This is a genomic window from Pseudomonas sp. MOIL14HWK12:I1 (assembly GCF_000510705.1).
Classification (GTDB): Bacteria; Pseudomonadota; Gammaproteobacteria; order Pseudomonadales; family Pseudomonadaceae; genus Chryseomonas; species Chryseomonas oryzihabitans.
The window spans coordinates 43,983-63,946 of sequence record NZ_KI783307.1 but is presented as its reverse complement, the minus strand read 5'-3'; the positions used below and the strand labels follow the sequence as shown (position 1 = coordinate 63,946).

Sequence of the window (19,964 nt, the reverse complement as noted above, 5' to 3'; positions counted from 1 at the left end):
CAGGGCCGGGGCCGGGGCACTCTGACGGTGCTGGCCATGGGCACCGCCCTGGTGGCGTCCGCCAGCTACCTGGGCACCGCCTTCGGCGAATTGCTGAGCGCTCGCGCCCTGGCGCAGATGGGCAGCTTCCTGGCCGACTTTCTCCAGCCGGACTTCTCCCTCGCCCAGCTGTCGGCCGTGGCCCACGGCGCGGTGGAAACCCTGGCCATGTCGGCCCTGGGTACCCTGCTCGCCGGGCTGCTCGGCATCCTGCTGGCGCTGCCGGCGGCCGGGCGCCTAGGCCTGGTCGCCCTGGCGCTGGCGCGGCTGTTGCTCAACGCCCTGCGCGCCGTGCCCGAGCTGGTCTGGGCAGCGCTAATGGTGCTGGCCGCCGGGCTGGGACCCAACGCCGGTACCCTGGCCCTGGCCTTGCACACCGCCGGGGTGCTCGGTCGGCTGTTCGCCGAAGCCCTGGAAAACACCCCCAAGGCGCCGGCCGAAGCCATTCGCCTGGCCGGCGGTGGCGCGCTGGCGGCCTTTCTCTACGGCACCCTGCCGGCGGTCTGGCCGCAGTTGCTGGCCTATCTGCTCTATCGCTGGGAAAACAATATCCGCATGGCCAGCATCCTCGGCTTCGTCGGCGCTGGTGGCCTGGGGCAGCAGCTGTACTTCAGCCTGAGCCTGTTCCAGCAGGCCCAGGCCGCCACCGTGATCCTCGGCATGCTGGTGCTGGTGCTGGGCGTGGATCTGCTGAGCAATTGGGCCCGGCAGCGCTGGGTCGTCCGTTAACGAATCTCCGGCAGCAGCAGCGCTGGCAATTGCGCGAGAAAGGCGGCTTCATCGTCGAGCTGGCGCAGATCCAGCCAGAGCGCATCGGCGTCGATGCGCCCCACCACCGGGATGGGTAGCTGGCGCAGGCCTTCTTCCAGTTGCCGCAAGGCGCGCCCACGCAGGCGCTTGCTGACCTGGGGGCGACAGCACAGCGCCGCCCCGGGCAGGCGGGCCACCGGCTGGGCGCCACTGCCGATCATGCCCAGCGCCGGCTCCACGCTGACCGCATAGGTCGTGCCCAGCACGGCGGCGAAGGCCGGCAGCAGCCGCTCGGCCTGGGTGGTGATGGCCTCGGCCGGGCGCGACAGCAGGCGCAGGCTGGGCAACCGCTCGGCCAGTCGATCCGGATCGCGATAGAGCGCCAGGGTCGCCTCCAGGGCGGCCAGGGTCAGCTTGTCGACCCGCAACGCCCGCTTGAGTGGATTCTTCTTGATGCGCTCGATGAGGTCGCGGCGACCGACGATGAGGCCGCACTGGGGGCCGCCGAGCAGCTTGTCGCCACTGAAGGTCACCAGGTCGGCGCCGTCGCGCAGGGCCTGCTGCACCGTGGGTTCGGCGGGCAGTCCCCAGCGGGTCAGGTCCACCAGGGTGCCGCTGCCCAGGTCTTCCAGCAGCGGCACGTTATGGGCGCGGGCGATGGCGGCCAGCTCCGCCGTGGCCACGCTGGCGGTAAAGCCCTGGACGCTGTAGTTGCTGGTGTGCACCCGCATCAGCAGCGCGGTGCGCGGGCCGATGGCGGCTTCGTAGTCGCGGGCATGGGTACGGTTGGTGGTGCCCACCTCCACCAGCTTGACCCCGGCGCGGGCCATGATGTCGGGGATGCGGAAGGCGCCACCGATCTCGATCAGCTCGCCGCGGGACAGCACCCCTTCCTTGCGTGCGCCTATGGCATGCAGGGCCAGCAGGACCGCCGCGGCGTTGTTGTTGACCACCGTCACCGCCTCGGCGCCGGTGAGTTCGCGCACCAGGTCGGCGACCAGGTCGTCACGATCGCCGCGCTTGCCGGTAGCCAGGTCGAATTCCAGATTCATCGGCTGACGCGCGGCCTCGACTACCGCGGCGATGGCCTCTTCCGCCAGCAGCGCCCGCCCCAGGTTGGTGTGCAGCACCGTGCCGGTGAGGTTGAACACCCGCCGCACCCGCGGCTGGCTGTGCAACGCCAGGCGCTCGCCCAGACGGCCGGCCAGCACGCCCTCCTCCACCTCCACCGCGGTCAGGGTGCCGGCCCTCAGGGCCTCGCGCAGATCGTCCAGCAGCGAGCGATAGCCGCCAAGGACCTGCTCGCGACCGTGGCGCTCCTCCAGCGGACGCGAAGCGGGATGGCGCAGCAGGCGGTCGATGGACGGCAGGCGGATGGCGGTCATAGGAGCCTCTTGGGTCGAGTCGACCCCCAGTGTAGCCCGAACCTGCGGCGGGTCGACCAGGGGCGCCGGACTGCCGCAGGCTCGTCCCGCCCTGGGAGAGAGCGGCCCGAACCCGGACCCGGGGCGTCCGGAAATGACCCCCGGGTTCCCGGTTTGCCGCGTGCCAGAGCCCGTCCTAGGATGGTTTCGCGGGCTCTTCCCAGCCACCTGCCGCGGTCTTGGTGTGGAGGGCCCTGGCCACCACGTCCACCTCACGACAATAACAAAGGTGCCGTCATGTCCAAGAAATCCTCCCTCTGGGCCAGCGATGGCCTGCTCGACAGCAGCGACATCGTCAGCCTCGGCAACTTCACCTACCTGCACACGCTGAAGAGCGCCGCGGCCACGCCACTGGCGCAGACCCACACAGCCAGCACCCCTACCGTCAGCGAATTCCTCAACGGCGCCATCAGCGAGTACGTGCTGGGTGGCACGCCCGACGGCATGCGGCCGTTCCTGGTCGATGGCCATCAGCTGACGCTGCACAACTCGCTCAACGGCGCCACGGCCCATACCTGGATCACCGCCGAGAACCAGGTGCTCATCACCTATGCCGGCACCACTAGAGGCGAGAATCTGCTGATCGATCCCCTCTCCACCGCCGGTGGCCTGCTGAGCGATCTGCAGATCCTCGGCCAGCAGGTCTCCAGCGCCCAGCGGCAGTCGCTGGACTTCGCCCACCAAGTCATCGAGGCGGCGGCCAAGCAGGGTTATGGCACCCAGGACATCTTCGTCACCGGCCACTCCCTGGGTGGCATCTCGGCGGCCTACGTCGCCCAGCAGACCGGTCTCGGCGGCATCAGCTTCGAGGCCTCGGGCATTCCCCGCGATGCTCAGGCCGTGGGCCATGGGGGCAATTTCGTCAATGTGGTCACCCTGGGCGATCCGGTAGCCAACTACAGCTCCGACATCCGCGGCGAACAGCCCTTCGCGCCGAGCTTCGTCAGCCAGGCCGAGGGTGGCGGCAGCCTGCCCCACTATGGCTCGCTGTTCCTGATCGGTGCCCAGGCCGACCAGCACGACCTGACCCAGGCGGCGGCCAAGGTCGGCCACCTGTTCAACGGCGACAACGGTGGCCAGGTCAATCCGCTAGGGGCGGCCCTGCATCCGCTCAGCGTGGCCGCCGGAATCGCCGAAGCGGCGCGCCTGATCGCCGAATTCCATCTGCCGGCCGCCGAATACACCAACCTCGGGGTGACCCCTACCGGTGGTTTTCTGGACACCCTGCCGGCGCAGATCGGCACGGCCCATGGCCCGGTGCTGATGGTCGGCAACTACAGCGTGGCGGAATTGCAGGCCTATGCCGAGACCCACGCCACCTTCGGCTGAGAGCCGCTTATAAAACTACTGCGCGTCCGCCATACAGGCACGTGCGGCGGCCTTGTTTCGCCGCCGCGAGAGAACTCCCTCCTGCCGTTCGGGTCTGCCCTCCTATCGTCCGGGACCCCGAGGGTCCCGCCCGCCTTTAGCCCAGGAGAACCCCATGACCGCAGACGGTCCCCAGCGCATGACCGATGAAGAAGCCCAGGAATTCGCCACCGAGGTGTTCAACCTCGCGCGCACCGGCAATGCCGAGGTGCTGGCCCTGGTGCTGGAAAAGGGGCTGACGCCCAATCTGCGCAATCACAAGGGCGACAGCCTGCTGATGCTGGCCAGCTACCACGGTCACCTGGAGGCCAGTCGTGTCCTGCTGGAGCACCGGGCCGATCCGAACCTCGCCAACGACATGGGCCAGTCGCCCCTGGCCGGGGCGGCCTTCAAGAACAACCTGCCGATGGCCGAACTGCTGCTGGAGCACGGCGCCGCCGTGGAGGGCGCCATGCCCGACGGCAAGACCGCACTGATGATGGCGGCCATGTTCAATCACGTGCAGATGGTGGAATTGCTGGTCGCCCGCGGCGCCGACCCCAAGGCCCGGGACGCCGCCGGCAACACGGCGCTGAGCGTGGCCCGCGCCATGGGCGCCCAGGACACCCCCGCCGTGCTGGAGCGACTGGGCGGCGTCTGATCAGCGCTTCTGGTAGCGATAGAACAGATTGGGTTCGCTGACCACATAGAGGTTGCCGGCGGTATCCAGGGTGACGCCTTCGGGCTGGCGGATCCGCCGTGACAGGCCGCCGAAGGGCGCCACCAGGGAACGGGTATCCAGGGTATGGCCCTGGTCGTCGAGTTCGATCAGCACCCGCGACTCGTCGCTGAGCAGCAGCAGGTGGCCGGTGCGGCGATCGACATGGACCGCGGACAGGTCGCCGGTGCTGGGCGCCTGGTCCAGCCAGGCCTGGCGATCGATGATGCGCAGGGCGAAGTCGCCGTCGAAGCTCCTGAGCAGGCCACGGATTTCATAGAGCTTGCGCGGCGAGTGCTCCTTGACCACGAACAGGCGATCGCGGGCGGCGTCATAGTCCAGGCCTTCGAAGCCCTGGTTGGCGCGGGGGAAGAGATCCAGGGTCAGGCTGCGATAGTCCTTGCGCCGGAGCACGTCGTCGCCCTCGGGGATGCCTACCAGGGTCAGGGCGTTGGCGCCCTCTTCCGCCAGCAGCAGGCGGTCGTTGCCCAGATAGGTCACGCCTTCGACGTCGTCGAAGCCTTCCAGGCGATGGCGTTGCAGCAGCTCGCCGTCCCGGCTCAGGGCCAGCAACTCCGGCGGATTGTTGACCACCGCCCAGAGCCGATCCCGTTCCGGGTCGTAGCTGAGGTCGGACAGATTCTCGGTGACCCCGGCCACCGGCTTGGCTTCCACCGCCACCCGGTAGCGACCCAGTTCCAGGGAGGTTCGGGGTTCGCTCTGCCACTGCTGGCCGAGCCAGAACAGCAACTGGCTGTCCAGATGGCTGCTGCGCAGGCCCTGGGTCACCCCCAGTGCCAGCAGCAGGGCCAGGCCCAGCAGCCAGCCGGTCCGTCCGATCCTGATCCGTCGTACCCACGCCGTCATCGCCTTGCCCCGTCATCGTTGTACGGGACGGAGTATCCAGGGCTGTCTTTATGGTTGTGTGACAGTGCTAGCGCCGGGGCTGAACGGGGTTACCCTCCCAGCGCGAGCGACCCGGCAGGGTTTCGCCCTTCATCACCAGCGACAGCGGACCCAGTTCCACGTCGTCGCCGACGCGGGCGCCATAGAGCACCACGCTGCGCGGCCCCAGATTGACCCCGGCCCCCAGCTCCACCTCGCCGACCTTCATCACCCGGTCTTCGAACAGATGGGTCTGGGGCCCGGCCAGGGCGTTGAGTTCGCCGTGGTCACCGAGGCGCACGCAGTCGAATTCGGTGAGGTCGGTGGTATCCAGGTAGGTGCCGCGGCCCAGGCGGGCGCCGAGCAGGCGCAGCGCCAGCGGCAGCCAGGGCGTGCCGCGCAGGGTGCCGAGCAGATTGGGCACCGCCAGGGTTTCGTAGAGGCTGGTGATGGCCTCGCTGCGCCAGACGAAAAAGGTCCACATGGGCGCCGAACGCGGGCGATAACGGCCCACCACCAGCCACTTGAGCCCCAGCACGACCAGGAAGCTGGCCAGGGCGAAGGCGCTGCCGGCCAGCAGGGTCTCGCCGAGCAGTTGCAGCCATGCGCCCTGCTGCCACAGCGGCACCAGGGCCTCGGCGATGGCGCAGCCGGCCGCCACGGTGAAGCCGGTGGGCAGCACGATGCGCAGGGCCTCGATCAGGCCACGCGCCACCCGGCGCCAGGGGGCCGGGCGGAAGGTCAGGCTTTCCGGGTAGCCGGTGAGGGTTTCCCGCGCCGGCAGCCGGACCGCCGGCGAGCCGAGCCAGGTTTCGCCCTGGCGCAGGGGCACACCCTCGTCGAGTCGACCCAGGACACCGATCAGGGCGTCTTCGGGGATGTGGCAGCCGTCGGCGACATAGGCGCCGTTGCCGACGAAACTGCGCCGGGCGATGGAGGTGCGTCTGAGGGTCATCCAGCCCTGGGCGACCTGTTCGTCACCGAGCATCACGGCATCGGCGATAAAGGTCTCGGCGCCCAGTTCCAGCAGCGAGGAGACCGGACCCTGGGCGGTGGATATCTCGGCATCGCGACCGACCCGGGCACCCAGCAGGCGATACCAGAGCGCCGAATAGACGGTGGCATAGAGGCCCTGCAAGCTTTGCAGCGCCGACTCCTGGATCAGGTTGGCCAGCCACTTGCGCCAGTAGAAGAGGCTGTCGATCGACCACTGGCCTTCTTCCAGGCGTGGCAGGATCAGCCGCCGCGCCAGGGCGCAGCCGAGCAGGGTCAGGGCGACGCTGACCACGCCCAGCGGCAGGGCCAGTACGCCGTACTGCAGGGCATCGAGCAGCAGCGAAGAGGTGTGCCACCAGGGTAGTCCACCAAAGCTTTCCAGTTCGTCGATCAGCAGCGCCAGGGGAAACAGCGGCATGAAGAACAGCACCGAGACCACCAGGCCGCTGAGGGCATAGAGGCCCTTGAGCAGGGTACGCTGGGCACGGGACACCGGGGCCGGCGGCAGCACGCGGGCACCGGCGGCACCCTGATCGCGGGCCGGCGCGCCGCCCCAGTGGCGGCCGGCCGGGATGCGCTGACCGCTGCGCAGGGCGGATTGGGCCTGCAGCCGCGCACCGTCACCGAGGGCGGTGTCGCCTTCGAGGATGGCATAGGAGCCGACCTGGGCTTCGCGCCCCAGGGTCACGGCGCCGAGCAGCAATTCGCCGCGCAGCACCCGGGCGTTTTCGAAATTGACGCCGTTGCCCAGGCTGGCGCCCTGCCCCAGGGTCAGCAACTCGGGGACGCGCAGGGTCAGGGTGCCGACGAAGGCTTCGGCGCCGACGCGTGCGCCCAGCAGGCGCAGCCAGCCCCGCGCCAGGGGCGAGCCGCTGAGCAGGTAGGCCGGCGCCAGAGCGAGGAAACGCTCACCCAGCCACCAGCGGTAGTAGGTCAGTCCCCAGAGCGGATAGCGACCGGGCTGCAGGCGGCCGGTGAGGCGCTTGCCCACCACGGCCACGGCGAATTCCAGGCCGATGGCCAGGACGAACAGGCTGAGGGCGGTCAGCATCGCCAGGGGCAGCGCGGTGCCGGAATGGATCAGCAGCGGGAAGGCCAGGAAGGGCGCCAGCCAGCGGCCCAGGCGCAGGGTCAGCAGCGGCGGCAGGGCTACCGCCTGGGCCAGGCCACAGCGCCAGCGCCGCCAGCGGCTGGGTGGCGCCCAGGCCTCGGTGGCCGTCGTTGCGCCCGCTTCGGCGGCGTCGGCCTCCAGGGCCTCGGCGATGGCGCCCAGGGTGCGGCCGGCATAGACCGCCTTGACCGTGGCACTGGCATAGCGCGGATCCTGGCGCAGGCGCGAGACCAGCCGGGCGGCGAACAGCGAGTGCCCGCCCAGGTCGTCGAAGAAATCCATCTCGGCGTGCAGCGGCTGACCGGGGAAGAGTTCGGCGGTGGCCGCCAGCAGCGCACCCAAGGCGCCGCTGGCCGGAGCGACCGGCGCCACCGCAGCGATGGCCAGGGGGCGGGCCCGCAGTTGCTTGCGATCGATCTTGCCGGAATTCAGCCGTGGCATCTCGCCGAGCCATTCGAAGCGGCTGGGCACCATGTACAGCGGCAGGCAGCCGGCCAGTTCGGTGCGCAGCAGGTCGCTGCGTGGCAGCGGGCCGCCATCGCCGACCAGGAAGGCCACCAGTTGCTCCACGCCGCCCTCTTCGCGCAGCACCACGGCCACGGTCCCGACCCCGGGTTGGCGGGCCAGGGTGGCTTCGATCTCGCCCAGCTCGACGCGATAGCCGCGGATCTTCACCTGGTCATCGACCCGGCCCAGGCAGTGCACCTGCCCGTGTTCGTCGACCCGCGCCAGGTCACCGGTGCGATAGAGCTTGAGATCGTGACTGCCGGTGCTCCAGGGATTGGGCAGGAATTTCTCGGCGGTCAGCTCCGGGCGGCCCAGGTAGCCATCGGCCACGCCGGGACCGGTGATGCAGAGTTCGCCTACCTGGTCGCGCGGCAGCAGCGCCAGCGGCTGGCTGGCATCGGCAGGCACCACCAGCAGGCTGTAGTTGGGCAGCGGCCGGCCGATGGTCACCGGCTCGCCCGGTTGCAGCGGCGCCAGACTCGCCGAGACGGTGGCCTCGCTGGGGCCATAGGTGTTGAACAGCCGCCGTTGCGGCCGGCTCCAGCGCGCCACCAGGGGCTCGGGGCACATCTCGCCGCCCAGGTTGATCAGGCGCAGGCTGGGGACGTCTTCCGGCAGCAGCGCCAGCAGGGTCGGCACCACGTGCAGCACGCTGATGCGATTGGCGCTCAGGGCGCGGGCCAGGGCCTCGGGATCGGCGGTGATCTCGCGCGGGGCCAGCCAGAGGGTGGCGCCCACCAGGTAGCTGATCCAGATTTCTTCGAAGGACATGTCGAAGGCCACCGAGAAACCCTGGTAGACCCGATCGCCGGCTTCGATGCCGAGCAGCGAATTCTCGCTGCGCAGGAAGTGGCAGATGCTGTCCTGGCGGATGCCGATGCCCTTGGGCTTGCCGGTGGAGCCGGAGGTGTAGATCAGATAGGCCAGATTGTCCGGAGAGACCAGGCCGCGCCGGCGCAGGGTTTCGCCGCTGCCCTGGGCGACGCTCAGCGCGTCGGGGGTCCAGCAGTGCAACCCGGGGCGCGCCAGCAGATCGGCGAAGGGCGCCCCGGTGATCACGCCTACCGCCTGGGCGTCTTCCAGGCACAGGGCCACGCGGTCGGCCGGGGTTTCGGCATCGCAGGGCAGCCAGGCGGCGCCGGTCTTGGCGATGGCCAGCTGCATCACCAGCAGCTCGATGCCGCGCGGCAGCCAGAGGCCGACCACGCGGCCAGGCCCGGCGCCGGCGGCCAGCAGCCGCGAGGCGGCGCGGTCGGCCCAGGCGTTCAGTTCGCCGTAGCTCAGGCTGCGCTCGCCTTCGAGCAGGGCGGGTCGCTCCGGCGCCCGCGCCGCGGTGGCCTCGAACAGATCGGCGAGGACTTCATCGCGGCACAGATCGGGGCGGATGGGGCCTTCGACCAGACTGAGGGAGAGTTCGGCAAGCGCTTCCATGGGGGACAGCCTCTGGGTGTTTAGCGCAGTTTGTATCTCCCGGGTTACGCGCTCCTTAAGGGGCGCTTAGGGTTTGCTTAAGGCTGGCGGACCCTCGCGCCGGGGGCGCCGGAATAGCTCCAGGCTGTGGCCTCCGCGAGACTCGCCACTGATCGGGGATGAACGGCGGGTCGCTGGCGAGGCCAAAAAAAAACGCCTCCCGAAGGAGGCGTTTTCCGTCACCGCATGGCGATCAGCGCAGATCGAAACGATCCAGCTCCATCACCTTGGTCCAGACCTTGACGAAGTCCTTGACGAACTTCTCCTGGGCGTCGGCACTGCCGTAGACCTCGCTCAGGGCGCGCAGCTGGGCGTGGGAGCCGAACACCAGATCGACCCGGGTACCGGTCCACTTCACGGCACCGGTCTTGCGATCGCGACCTTCGAAGGTGGCCTTGTCCGGACCGGTGGCCTTCCATTCGGTGGCCATGTCCAGCAGGTTGACGAAGAAGTCGTTGGTCAGGGTCTGCGGCCGCTGCGTGAAGACGCCGTGCTTGGCGCCGCCGACGTTGATGTCCAGCACGCGCAGGCCGCCCAGCAGCACCGTCAGTTCCGGCGCGGTCAGATTCAGCAGATGCGCCTTGTCCACCAGCAGGAATTCCGGCTTGACCTTGAACTCCCCGCCCACGTAGTTGCGGAAGCCATCGGCCCAGGGCTCCAGGTGCCCGAAGGATTGCACATCGGTCTGTTCCTGGGAGGCATCCACGCGGCCCGGGGTGAAGGGCACGCTGATCGAATGGCCCGCCGCCTGGGCGGCCTTTTCCACCCCGACGCTACCGGCCAGCACGATCAGGTCGGCGATGGACACCTGCTTGCCCTGCCTTTGGAAGTCACGCTGGATGCCTTCCAGCACGCCCAGCACCTTGGCCAGTTGCGCCGGCTGGTTGACGGCCCAGTCCTTTTGCGGCGCCAGGCGCAGCCGGCCGCCGTTGGCCCCGCCGCGCTTGTCGGAACCGCGGAAGGTGGAAGCCGCCGCCCAGGCGGTGCCGACCAGTTCGGACACGCTCAGGCCGGACGCGGCCAGCTTGTCCTTGAGCGCCTTGACCTCGGCCTCGCCCAGGGGCGCGCCTTCAGCCTTGGGCAGCGGGTCCTGCCAGAGCAGCTCCTCGGCCGGGGTTTCCGGGCCCAGGTAACGGGCCAGCGGCCCCATGTCCCTGTGGGTCAGCTTGAACCAGGCACGGGCGAAGGCATCGGCCAGCTGGTCCGGATTTTCCAGGAAGCGGCGGGAGATCTTCTCGTAGGCCGGATCGAAGCGCAGCGCCAGGTCCGAGGTCAGCATGGTCGGCTGGTGACGCTTGCTGGGATCGTGGGCATCGGGCACGGCATTGGCACCGGCGCCGTCCTTGGGCCGCCACTGGTGGGCACCGGCCGGGCTCTTGAACAGCTCCCACTCGAACTTGAACATGTTCTCGAAGTATTCGTTGCTCCAGCGGGTCGGCGTGGAGGTCCAGGTCACTTCGAGGCCGCTGGTGATGGTGTCGGCGCCCTTGCCGGTGCCATAGCTGTTCTGCCAGCCGAAGCCCTGCTGTTCCAGGTCGGCCGCTTCCGGCTCGGCACCGACGCTGGTGGCCGGGCCCGCACCGTGGGTCTTGCCGAAGGCGTGGCCGCCGGCGATCAAGGCGACGGTTTCCTCGTCGTTCATGGCCATGCGGCCAAAGGTTTCGCGAATGTCGTGGGCCGAGGCCACCGGATCGGGATTGCCGTTGGGACCTTCGGGGTTCACGTAGATCAGGCCCATCTGCACGGCAGCCAGCGGGTTCTCCAGCATGCGGCTGGAACCCAGGTTGCGGCTCTGCTCGACCGGATGCTGCTCGGGCTGTGCGGTCAGCACGCCGTCACCGGGCTGCTCCATCTGCTTGTGCTCGCCGTAGCGGACATCGCCCCCCAGCCAGACGGTCTCCGAGCCCCAGAACACCGCGTCGTCCGGTTCCCAGACGTCCTGGCGACCGCCGGAAAAGCCGAAGGTCTTGAAGCCCATGGATTCCAGGGCAACGTTGCCGGTGAGCACGATGAGATCGGCCCAGGAGATCTTGCGGCCATACTTCTGCTTGACCGGCCAGATCAGCCGGCGCGCCTTGTCCAGGCTGACGTTGTCCGGCCAGCTGTTGAGCGGCGCGAAGCGCTGCTGACCCTGACCGGCGCCGCCACGGCCGTCACCGACGCGATAGGTGCCGGCGCTGTGCCAGGCCATCCGCACGAACAGCGGGCCATAGTGACCGAAGTCAGCCGGCCACCAGTCCTGGGAATCGGTCATCACGGCGCGCAGGTCGGCCTTTACCGCTTCCAGGTCGAGGCTCTTGAATTCGGTGGCGTAGTCGAACTCTTCGCCCATGGGATCGGAGAGCGAGGAATGCTGGTGCAGGAAGTTGAGATTGAGCTGGTTCGGCCACCAATCCTTGTTGGTGGTACCGCCGCCGGCGGCGTGATTGAACGGGCACTTGGATTCGGTCGACATCTTCTTGGCTACCTCAGGGTCTTGTTCATCCGGTTGTCAGCCGCGACAGCAGCACGGCCTGCAGAAGGCGTGGTTCCGGTCGCGTCGGCCTAGGGGCTCGACAGACACCGATGCCGGCGTCGAGCCGGCTCCGGAGAGAGCCCCACCATGGGCGAAGCGGACGTTGCGGTCATTGTTATCCCCTCATCAGATGGGCACACCGACGAAGCGGCGCAATCTCCATACTAGACGGCTTCGCCGCCCGGCGTGATAGAAGGTTTTGTGCCCCTCGATAGACTGGCTCTGCAAGATGACCCGGAGGTGACAGGGCATCCTCGAGCGACTCTTGGCGCGATAAGCAACGTTGGCGACCGCTTCGCCGAGGTTCGCGCGGCTTGGCTTCACGAAGCGCAACCGGAGAGCGTGTGCCTACAGAGGCCCGGGCGGAGCAGCGCGCCATATGCGGAAACAGAAGGAACGGCGACCGCCCTGCCCCGGGCGGTCGCCATGCCCGGTCTAGCCCGGGGCGAACAGCAGGTTGGGCGCGTGGCGCTCGTAGCCCTCTTCCGCCAGGCGCACGTCCAGCGCCAGGCTGGCGAGGTCGGCGGACAGGGGTTCGCTGCGGGCGTCGTGGTCGCGATAGAGGTGCTTGAGGTAGGTCTTGCAGTAGGCACAGGTCTCGGCGCGCAGCGGGGCCTTCTGGGCGTTGGCGTCGTCGGTGGTCAGGGAGTAGTAGCCCAGGCCCTTGCCGGTCTCGCAGTGGCTGCACTTGACCCGCACGAAGTGCCATTCGCAGGCGCACAGCGAACAGGTGAGGTACCTCAGGCCATTGGCCTTGCCCAGGTGATGGATGACGCCGGCCATGGGCGGCGCGCCGCAGCAGGGGCAGGCCGTCTGGCTGCCCTGTTCGCGCAGGGCGCTGAAGTCGCTGCGCTGCAGCCAGTGGGTCCAGGCCACCTGCAGGGCGGCGCCGAGAAAGGGCACCACGCCGGCCGGCACCAGCTCGTAGCTGCCCGCCAGCAGGGCGATGGCCCAGGCCTTGCGCTGGCCCGCGTCGGCCTGGCGCAATTCGTCCAGGGCGGCCTGCACCGGCGCCTGAGAGAGCGTGAGGGTCTCCAGCAGGGCATCCAGCGCGGGCAGCCAGTCGCCTTCGCGGACCAGGGTGTCGTAGCCCAGGGCTGGCAGGCCGTGCTGCAGACTCCGGGCGCTGCGCGCCTCGTCCAACGGCAGGGGCGCGAGGCGGTCGAAGACGCCTTGCTGGGCCTCGCACACCTCGGCCATCAGCAACAGGTAGTCGCCCAGGGCATTGCCGGTGGCCAGCAGGCGCAGGCGGTCGGCGCGATAGCCGAACAGCTCGCCACCGGGCAGCAGGATGAAATCGGGATTGACGGCCGCGGCTTCGATTTCGCCGGGCTCGAGGATCTGGCCCGCCATGGCAGGGCTCCTTAGCAGAACGGTGGAAGAGAGGATTCAGGATAGCGGGCGGGTTGGGGTGCGGGCTTCGCTGCCCTCACCCCAACCCTCTCCCGGAGGGAGAGGGGGCAAAATGCCGCGCACCTCATCCGGTAGGTGGGGTTGAGCGCAGCGAAGCCCAACAGCAAAGGGCTCACTTCTTCTCGCGGGTGACCTTCTCGTACCACAGCGAGTGGTGCTTCTTCGCCCAGGCCCGGCTCACCCAGCCGGTCATCATCGCGGTCACCGAACCCTTGATCCAGATCCCGGCATAGATGTGCACGATGATCGACAGTACCAGCACGAAGGCGGCGACGGCATGGGCCAGGGCGCCCAGGCGGATCACCGGGATGGGGAACAGGTGGGCGAAGTACTGCCGCCAGATGACCACGCCGCTGACCAGCAGCACCAGCATGCAGGCCAGCAGCACCCAGAACAGGATCTTCTGCCCGGGGTTGTACTTGTCGATCGGCGGCAGCTTTTCCTCGCGGTTGTTCAGGACGTCGTTGATCTGCTTGAGCCACTGGGCGTCCTCGCGACCGATCTTGTTGTGCCGCCAGAAGCGGATCACCAGAAAGGCGAAGAACACGAACATCGCCACACCCATGAAGGGGTGCAGGATGCGCGTCCAGGTGCCGCCGCCGAACAGGTTCGAAAGCCAGAACAGCGCGGGATGGAACAGCGCCAGTCCCGACAGCCCGGCCATGAAGAACAGGATCGCCACGATCCAGTGGTTGGTCCGCTCGTTGGCGTTGTAACGCTGGATTTCAGGTTTCATCTCGATCTCCCAGGACGCCCCCGGCCAAGCCGGGGGCGTACCCCTGCTAGGGCTGCTTGTCGTGCGGATCGAAGATCTGCACGGACGGACTCAGCTGCTTGACCTCGCCCCTGGGCGCATCGCCCTCGGGACGGGGCGGCGCCTCGACCACCTCGTCGTCGTCGTCGGTCCGGTTGGGGCCGACACGCACGTAGTGGAAGAAGCCGGCCAGCACCGCCGCGCCCATGGCGAACAGCGCCAGGGGCTTGGTGAAGCCCTTCCACAGGCCCACCGTGGGGCTGATGGTCGGGTCCTTGGGCAGGTGGTTGTACAGCTGCGGCTGGTCGGCATGGTGCAGCACGTACATGACGTGGGTGCCCCCTACCCCAGCCGGGTCGTACAGACCGGCGTTCTCGTAGCCGCGGCTCTTGAGATCGACGATGCGCTCGGCGGCGTGCTCCTTCATGGCGTCCTTGGTGCCGAAGGTGATGGCGCCGGTCGGGCAGGTCTTCACGCAGGCCGGTTCCAGGCCGACCCCGACCCGGTCCGAACACAGCGAGCACTTGTAGGCCTTGTTGTCCTTCTTCGAGATCCGCGGGATATCGAAGGGACAACCGGCGATGCAGTAGCCGCAACCGATGCAGTGGTCCTGGTTGAAGTCGACGATGCCGTTGGCGTACTTGACGATGGCCCCCGGACTCGGACAGGCCTTGAGGCAACCCGGCTCGGCGCAGTGCATGCAGCCGTCCTTGCGGATCAGCCACTCCAGCTTGCCGGCCTCGTCCTCGTGCTCGGTGAAGCGCATCAGCGTCCAGGAGTCCGCGGTGAGGTCCGCCGGGTTGTCGTAGGTGCCGTGGGTGTGGCCCACCTCGTCGCGCAACTCGTTCCATTCCGAGCAGGCGACCTGGCAGGCCTTGCAGCCGATGCACTTGGACACGTCGATCAGCTTGGCCACTTCCGCCTGGGTGCGCACCGAGGTGTAGGCCGTGGTGGTCGCGGAGCGGGCATAGATATCCTGACTGGCCATCACGCTTTCTCCACGTTGACGAGGAACGACTTGAACTCGGGTGTCTGGGTGTTCCCGTCACCCACGAAGGGGGTCAGGGTGTTGGCCAGATAACCCATCCGCGCCACACCGGAGAAGCCCCAGTGGATGGGGATGCCGACGTGGTGCACCGTCTCGCCGTTGACCTGCAGCGGACGGATCCGCTTGGTCACCACCGCCTTGCAGACGATGTGGCCGCGCTTGGAGGTGACGCGCACCAGATCGCCGGCGGCGATGCCCTTCTGCTTGGCCAGCACCTCGCCGATCTCGACGAATTGCTCCGGCTGGATGATGGCGTTGAGGCGGCAGTGCTTGCTCCAGTAGTGGAAGTGCTCGGTCAGGCGGTAGGTGGTGGCCGCATAGGGGAAATCCTTGCGATCACCGAAGTCCGCCCAGTCGTCCTTGAGCACCCGCGCCGCCGGGCTGTTGAGGGCCTTGCGGTTGTTGGGGTGCAGCGGGTTGACGCCGATGGGGGTCTCGAACGGCTCGTAGTGCTCCGGGAAGGGCCCTTCAGCCATCTTGTCCAGGGCGAAGAAGCGCGCCACCCCTTCGGGGTTCATGATGAAGGGACTCATGCCATCGGCCGGCTTGGCGTCGATCTTGTAGTCGGGCACGTCGGTACCGCCCCACTTCTGCGCCTTGTCGTTCCACCACACCAGCTTCTTGCTCGCGTCCCAGGGCTTGCCCTGGAGATCCGAAGAAGCCCGGTTGTAGAGGATGCGTCTGTTGTTCGGCCACGACCAGGCCCAGCCCAGGGTCTGCCCCATGTGGAAGGGATCGCTGTTGTCGCGCCGCGCCATCTGGTTGCCCTGCTCGGTCCAGGACCCGCAGAAGATCCAGCAACCCGAGGCCGTGCTGCCATCGTCCATCAACTGGCCGAAACCGGCGAGTTGCTGGCCGGCCTTGGCCGAGACCGCGCCCTTGGCATCCAGCACATCGGTGACGGCGTAGCCGTTGAACTCCTTGGCGAGTTCTTCCGGTGCCGGCTCCTCGGGCTTGGCGTAGGGCCAGGACAGCCCCAGGATGGGATCGGGGAAGGCCCCGCCCTCCCTGGCATAGGCCTCGCGCAGCTTGAGGAACAGCTCGGACATGATGGCGATGTCGCTGCGCCCTTCGCCGGGTGCCTCGGCACCCTTGTAGTGCCACTGCAGCCAGCGGCTGGAGTTGACCAGGGAGCCGTCTTCCTCGGCGAAGCAGGTGGTGGGCAGGCGGAACACCTCGGTCTGGATCTCGGCGGTGTTCACATCGTTGTGATCGCCGTGGTTGCGCCAGAACTCGGAGGTCTCGGTGGCCAGGGGATCCATGATCACCAGCCACTTGAGCTTGGACAGCCCGCGCATCACCTTGGCCTTGTTGGGGAAGGCGGCGATGGGGTTGAAGCCCTGGCAGACATAGCCGTTGACCTGGCCCTTGCCCATCATGTCGAAGTAGCGCAGGACGTCGTAGCCGGCACCGGTGACATCGACCTTGGGCAACCAGTGGTAGCACCAGTCGTTGTCCTTGGTGGCCTTGTCGCCGTACCAGGCCTTCATCAGGCTGACGTGAAACTTGCCGTAGTTCTGCCAGTAGCTCAGCTGCCCCGGGCGCAGCGGCTTGCTGGCGCGCTTGGTGATGAAGGCGTTGTAGTCCTGCTCGCCGTCGCCGCCGATGGTCAGGTAGCCGGGCAGTTGGATCGACAACAGGCCCAGGTCGGTGAGGCCCTGGATATTGGAGTGACCGCGCAGGGCGTTCATGCCGCCACCGGGCATGCCGATGTTGCCCAGCAGCAGTTGCACCATGGCACCGCAGCGGATGATCTGCGCGCCGATGGAGTGCTGGGTCCAGCCCAGGGCATAGAGGATGGTCATGACGCGACCGGGCGCCGAGGTCTCGGCGATTTCCGCCCAGACTTTCTGGATCGCCTCGGGCGGCGTGCCGCAGGTCTGGCTGGCCACCTCCAGGGTGTAGCGGCTGTAGTGCTGCTTCATCAGCTGGAAGACGCAGCGCGGATCCTGCAGGGTCGGATCGATCTTGACGAAGCCGTCGTCGCCGATCTGATAGCCCCAGTTCACCTTGTCGGTGTAGGTGCGCTTCTCCGCATCGTAGCCGTTGTACAGACCGTCCTCGAAGGTGAAGCCTTCCTTCACCAGGAAGCCGGCGTCGGTGTAGTTGCGGACGTACTCCTGCTGGATCTTGTCGTTCGTGATCAGGTAATTGATCAGCCCGCCCAGGAAAGCGATGTCGCTGCCGGTACGGATCGGCGCGTAGTAATCCGCCACCGAGGCGGAACGGGTGAAACGCGGATCGACCACGATCAGCCGGGCGTTGTTGTGCGCCTTGGCTTCGGTGACCCATTTGAAGCCGCACGGATGGGCTTCAGCGGCATTGCCGCCCATGATGAGGACGAGATTGGCGTTCTTGATGTCGCTCCAATGATTCGTCATCGCACCACGGCCAAACGTCGGGGCAAGACCTGCCACCGTCGGGCCGTGTCAGACGCGCGCCTGGTTGTCGAAGGCCAGCAGGCCCAGACTCCGTGCGATCTTGTGCGTCAGATAACCGGTTTCATTGGAGGACGCCGAGGCGGCCAGGAAGCCCGTGGTCAGCCAGCGATTGACCGTCTGGCCCTTGTCGTTGGTGGCGATGAAGTTGGCATCGCGGTCTTCCTTCATCAGGGTGGCGATGCGCCCGAGCGCCTCGTCCCAGCTGATGCGGGTCCACTCGTTGCTGCCGGGCTTGCGGACTTCGGGGTACTTGAGGCGATTGGGGCTGTGGATGAAATCCAGCAGGCCAGCGCCCTTCGGGCAGAGGGTGCCGCGATTGACCGGGTGGTCGGCGTCGCCCTCGATGTGAATGATGTTCTGGGCCACGTTCTTGGCCCGGTCGCCCATGCTGTACATGATCAGGCCGCAGCCGACCGAGCAGTAGGGACAGGTGTTACGGGTTTCCACGGTGTGCGCCAGTTTGAAATGGCGCACCTGGTCGGCAAAGGCGGCTGTGGGAGCCATGCCTAACGCCGCCAGGCTGGATCCCGCAAGGCCGACTCCAGCGACCTTGAAGAATTGCCGACGGTTCATATCCACGGTTCTTATCCTCGTTCAGGCTGGGTCCGGTGCGTAGCCGGCCCCTGCACAGAGAGTAACTCAACCGTTTGGCTTATCGAGCGCTTCGCTGTTGTCGCCGATCAATGGAAGTCGGCCTTTCGTCTCCTGATCCGCCGCGGTCTGACGAACGGGGTAGCGAGTGGGCAGCGGATCGCGACTGCTTATCCAGCGGATGTGCAAGGTCAGGGCCTGGCGAAAGGCGTCCGGTAGAGCGGTCCGCCGATCCCGTCGATTCGGCAGCGCCGGAAAGTCATGCTAAGCTCGCTAACTTTACTCGCGATGCCTCGGACCCCTTCACCATGTCCAAGCGCCTGCCGACGCCGCCATAGCACCACCCCTCCCCCGGTAACCGCCCCTGCGGCGGCTGCCCGTGTCTTGCTGCCCTGTCGTCTCTCCGCGATCGCGCCCCGCCGCGCCATCGCCCGTTCTGGATACGCCATGAAAAGTGTCTCTCCCCGCGCCGACATCCTGGCCGGTCTCACCACGTCCTTCGCCCTGGTGCCCGAGTGCATCGCCTTCGCCCTGGTCGCCCATCTCAACCCGCTGATGGGGCTCTATGGCGCCTTTTTCATCTGTACCCTCACCGCCCTCTTCGGTGGCCGCCCCGGCATGGTCTCCGGCGCCGCCGGCTCCATGGCGGTGGTCATCATCGCCCTGGTGGTGCAGCACGGCGTGCAGTACCTGCTGGCCACGGTGGTGCTCGGCGGCCTGCTGATGATCGGCTTCGGTCTTCTGCGCCTGGGCAAGCTGATCCGCATGGTGCCGCACCCGGTGATGCTGGGGTTCGTCAACGGCCTGGCCATCGTCATCGCCCTGGCCCAGCTGGAGCACTTCAAGCAGGGCGAGACCTGGCTCAGCGGTACCCCGCTGTATCTGATGATCGGCCTGACCGCAGCGACCATGGCCATCATCTGGCTCCTGCCGCGCCTGACCCGCGCCGTGCCGCCGGCCCTGGCCGCCATCCTCGGCGTCGGCCTGGCGGTGCACTTCCTCGACCTGCCGACCCGTACCCTGGGCGACATGGCCCATATCGCCGGCGGCCTGCCGCGGCTGGCGCTGCCCGACATCCCCTGGAGTCTGGAAACCCTGCAGATCATCCTGCCCTATGCGGTGCTGATGGCCCTGGTCGGCCTGCTGGAGACCCTGCTGACGCTGAATCTCACCGACGAAATCACTGAGAGCCGCGGCCGCCCCAATCGCGAGTGCGTGGCGCTCGGCGCGGCCAACCTGGCCTCGGGGCTGTTCGGCGGCATGGGCGGTTGCGCCATGATCGGCCAGACCATGATCAACCTGAGTTCCGGTGGCCGTGGCCGGCTGTCGGGGGTGGTCGCCGGCGTGCTGATGCTGCTCTTCGTGCTGTTTCTCTCGCCGCTGATCGAGCGCATTCCCCTGGCGGCGCTGGTCGGCACCATGTTCGTGGTCGCCCAGCAGACCTTTGCCTGGGCCTCGCTGCGGGTGCTGCACCGGGTACCGCGCAGCGACATGCTGATGATCGTCGCCGTCACCGTGATCACCGTCTTCGCCGATCTCGCCACCGCGGTGCTCTGCGGCATCGTCCTGGCCGCGCTCAACTTCGCCTGGCAGCACGCCCGCCGGCTCTATGCCGACAGCCACCTGGAGGCCGATGGCAGCAAGAGGTACCAGGTGCACGGCACCCTGTTCTTCGCCTCCACCGCCACCTTTCTCAACCAGTTCGATCCGGCCGGCGATCCCGCGAAGGTCGTGGTGGACTGCCGCCACCTGAGTTTCGTCGACTACTCCGCGGTGGCGGCGCTGCGCACCCTGCACGAACGCTATGCCAAGGCCGGCAAGCGGGTGCGGGTGCTGCACCTGTCGCAACGCTGCAAGCAGCTGCTGCGTCGCGGCGGGGTGACGGACGACCTCGCCCTCGGCGATTGAACCCCGGACGGCGCCGCCGGGTCTTTCCCAGCAATGTCCTGCTCCCG

12 protein-coding genes are annotated in these 19,964 nt (G+C 67.8%); 4 read left to right on the top strand and 8 right to left on the bottom strand.

What is annotated here, in order from left to right:
* Positions 1–36 precede the first annotated feature (36 nt).
* Positions 37–768: a phosphonate ABC transporter, permease protein PhnE gene (gene phnE / locus PSEK12I1_RS24940; RefSeq protein ID WP_231501020.1), complete on the top strand. Its 732-nt coding sequence runs from the start codon at positions 37–39 to the stop codon at positions 766–768.
* Here phnE and selA read toward each other — a convergent pair.
* On the bottom strand, positions 765–2,174 hold the full coding sequence (selA, locus tag PSEK12I1_RS0110215; RefSeq protein ID WP_027601454.1) for an L-seryl-tRNA(Sec) selenium transferase: 1,410 nt from the start codon (positions 2,172–2,174) through the stop codon (positions 765–767). The two genes, phnE and selA, sit on opposite strands and share 4 nt — an antisense overlap.
* 276 nt (positions 2,175–2,450) lie before the next feature.
* Between selA and PSEK12I1_RS0110210 the strand changes: the two genes are divergently transcribed.
* Positions 2,451–3,542 carry a hypothetical protein gene (locus PSEK12I1_RS0110210; protein WP_027601453.1) on the top strand — a complete coding sequence of 364 codons (1,092 nt, stop codon included), beginning with the start codon at positions 2,451–2,453 and terminating at the stop codon, positions 3,540–3,542.
* A gap of 154 nt (positions 3,543–3,696) precedes the next feature.
* The gene (locus tag PSEK12I1_RS0110205; protein WP_007162373.1) at positions 3,697–4,221 is read left to right on the top strand and encodes an ankyrin repeat domain-containing protein; all 525 of its coding nucleotides are present in this window, start codon (positions 3,697–3,699) and stop codon (positions 4,219–4,221) included.
* Here PSEK12I1_RS0110205 and PSEK12I1_RS0110200 read toward each other — a convergent pair whose 3' ends face one another.
* The 7 genes from PSEK12I1_RS0110200 to fdnG form a co-directional block, all read right to left on the bottom strand.
* Positions 4,222–5,145 carry an SdiA-regulated domain-containing protein gene (locus PSEK12I1_RS0110200; protein WP_027601452.1) on the bottom strand — a complete coding sequence of 308 codons (924 nt, stop codon included), beginning with the start codon at positions 5,143–5,145 and terminating at the stop codon, positions 4,222–4,224.
* 67 nt (positions 5,146–5,212) lie between these two features.
* Positions 5,213–9,208, bottom strand: a complete 3,996-nt coding sequence (locus tag PSEK12I1_RS0110195) for a Pls/PosA family non-ribosomal peptide synthetase (protein WP_027601451.1) — start codon at positions 9,206–9,208, stop codon at positions 5,213–5,215.
* Positions 9,209–9,440: 232 nt separating this feature from the next.
* On the bottom strand, positions 9,441–11,702 hold the full coding sequence (gene katG / locus PSEK12I1_RS0110190; protein WP_027601450.1) for a catalase/peroxidase HPI: 2,262 nt from the start codon (positions 11,700–11,702) through the stop codon (positions 9,441–9,443).
* Positions 11,703–12,197: 495 nt separating this feature from the next.
* Positions 12,198–13,115, bottom strand: a complete 918-nt coding sequence (gene fdhE, locus PSEK12I1_RS0110185) for a formate dehydrogenase accessory protein FdhE (protein ID WP_027601449.1) — start codon at positions 13,113–13,115, stop codon at positions 12,198–12,200.
* A gap of 172 nt (positions 13,116–13,287) precedes the next feature.
* A complete protein-coding gene (locus PSEK12I1_RS0110180; RefSeq protein ID WP_007162369.1) occupies positions 13,288–13,911 on the bottom strand; it encodes a formate dehydrogenase subunit gamma in 624 nt (207 codons plus the stop codon).
* A gap of 46 nt (positions 13,912–13,957) precedes the next feature.
* On the bottom strand, positions 13,958–14,917 hold the full coding sequence (gene fdxH, locus PSEK12I1_RS0110175; protein WP_027601448.1) for a formate dehydrogenase subunit beta: 960 nt from the start codon (positions 14,915–14,917) through the stop codon (positions 13,958–13,960).
* On the bottom strand, positions 14,917–17,997 hold the full coding sequence (gene fdnG / locus PSEK12I1_RS0110170) for a formate dehydrogenase-N subunit alpha (protein WP_155951361.1): 3,081 nt from the start codon (positions 17,995–17,997) through the stop codon (positions 14,917–14,919). The genes fdxH and fdnG overlap by 1 nt, the downstream gene beginning before the upstream one ends.
* Before the next feature lie 459 nt (positions 17,998–18,456).
* Between fdnG and PSEK12I1_RS0110160 the strand changes: the two genes are divergently transcribed.
* Entirely contained in the window at positions 18,457–19,917 is a 1,461-nt protein-coding gene (locus PSEK12I1_RS0110160; RefSeq protein ID WP_027601446.1) for a SulP family inorganic anion transporter, read from the top strand.
* Positions 19,918–19,964 lie beyond the last annotated feature (47 nt).